This is a genomic window from Nocardioides sp. PD653-B2 (assembly GCF_002117935.1).
Taxonomy (GTDB): domain Bacteria; phylum Actinomycetota; class Actinomycetes; order Propionibacteriales; family Nocardioidaceae; genus Nocardioides.
This window is the reverse complement of sequence record NZ_BDJE01000081.1, coordinates 1-1,417: the sequence shown is the minus strand read 5'-3', so window position 1 is coordinate 1,417 and position 1,417 is coordinate 1. Positions and strand designations below refer to the sequence as shown.

General features: G+C 69.8%; 3 protein-coding genes. All 3 read right to left on the bottom strand.

Going from position 1 to position 1,417, the window contains the following annotated elements; all coding sequences use genetic code 11:
- Window positions 1-24: 24 nt before the first annotated feature.
- Window positions 25-351, bottom strand: coding sequence for a putative quinol monooxygenase (locus PD653B2_RS24160; RefSeq protein WP_085874973.1), 327 nt, complete (start codon window positions 349-351; stop codon window positions 25-27).
- An 11-nt stretch (window positions 352-362) separates the two neighbouring features.
- Window positions 363-1,064 (bottom strand): DUF1097 family protein, encoded by a 702-nt coding sequence (locus PD653B2_RS24155; protein ID WP_085874972.1) that lies wholly within the window; start codon window positions 1,062-1,064, stop codon window positions 363-365.
- A gap of 26 nt (window positions 1,065-1,090) precedes the next feature.
- Window positions 1,091-1,417: zinc-binding dehydrogenase (locus tag PD653B2_RS24150; RefSeq protein WP_165763603.1), on the bottom strand; the 327-nt coding region annotated here is incomplete at its 5' end.

Sequence of the window (1,417 nt, the reverse complement as noted above, 5' to 3'; positions counted from 1 at the left end):
CCTGACCCGCCGCCCGACCGCGGGTCAGCTGCCGGCGACCGTCACCTCGCCCATGAGCTCCCAGCTGTCTCCGTCGACCTGACGGCTGATGATCTGCGGTGTGCGCGTCAGTGCCTGGGGCGTCGCCTCGACCGCGCGCTTGAAGTGCTCGCTCTGCACGTGTGGTCCGGCGCCGTCGTCGGTGAAGCCCTCCACGAGGACGTACTCTGCCGGGTCGTCGACGCTGCGTGACCACTCGAACCAGAGGTTGCCGGGCTCGGCGCGGGTGGCCGCGGTGAAGTCGGCGACCAGGTCCAGCCAGCGGTCGGTCCACTCCGGCTTGGTCTGGAACTTGACGACGATGAAGTACACAGGCGATCTCCTTAGGACGTGGGGGAGGAGTGCTGGTCGACGACCTCGGCCTCGGCGCCGGCCGCGGACCGCGGGGTGACGAGGGCGGCGAGCTTGACCGAGAGTAGCCCGAGCAGGCAGCCGCAGAGCAGGCTGACCGTGATGCTGAGCCACACGTAGACGAACGGTGTCGAGATGACGCCGCCGAAGGCGCCCGCCCCGGCGGTCGCCGGGTCCCCGAGGGCCTTCAGGCTGTTGCCGATCCCGCCGCCGTCGGGGGCCCAGTGGTCCAGCCCGGTCGCCGTCCACCAGAAGAAGACGGACGCGAACGCACCGAAGGCGGCGGGCACGTAGTGCCAGTCCCCGGCTGCGCTGACGAGCACGAGCACGGTGGCGAAGATGCCGACCCAGAGCGCGATCCCCCAGAAGTCGGGCAGGTCCGCGGTCGCCGAGGCGGCCGCCATCGCACCGAGGGCGGCGAGACCGCCCGTCACCGACGCGGTCACCACCTTCACGAACGCGGCGACGTCGGCGCCGGCGGCGAAGAAGAACCCCCAGGTGACGAACGCGGCCGGGACGACGAGGTGGAAGCTGTCGGGCAGGGACAGCCCGTTGCCCAGGTCGCCGTTCGTGAACCAGTGGAACGTGAAGTTGAGCGCGAGATCGGTCCACGCCAGCGCAAGGACCCCGATCACCAGGGCCAGCGGCGCCGTCGACTTGATGCGTCCGATCATGACTGTTCTCCTTCCGGTTTGGTCGATCAGGGGACGAGGATGGCCCGGCCGCGGACGCGTCCGTGGTCGAGGTCGTCGAGGGCGCTCTGGAAGTCGTCGAGCCGGTACTTGACGGTGTGCAGGGTGACGGCACCACGGGCGGCGAGGGCCATCAGGTCGCACAGGTCGTTGTAGGACCCGACGAGGTTGCCGATGATGTTCTTCTCGGCGGAGATGAGGTCGATGGTCGGGACGTCGATGTTCTCGCCGTACCCGACCACGTGGTAGTCGCCGGCCTGGCGCGTCATGGCCAGGCCCTCCGAGGTCGAGCCGCCCTCGCCGACGAAGTCGACGACCACCTCGGCACCGAACCC

Coding starts and splice junctions, on each gene's coding strand:
- PD653B2_RS24155 (WP_085874972.1), bottom strand. CDS start 1,064: ATGATCGGACGCATCAAGTCGACGGCGCCGCTGGCCCTGGTGATCGGG.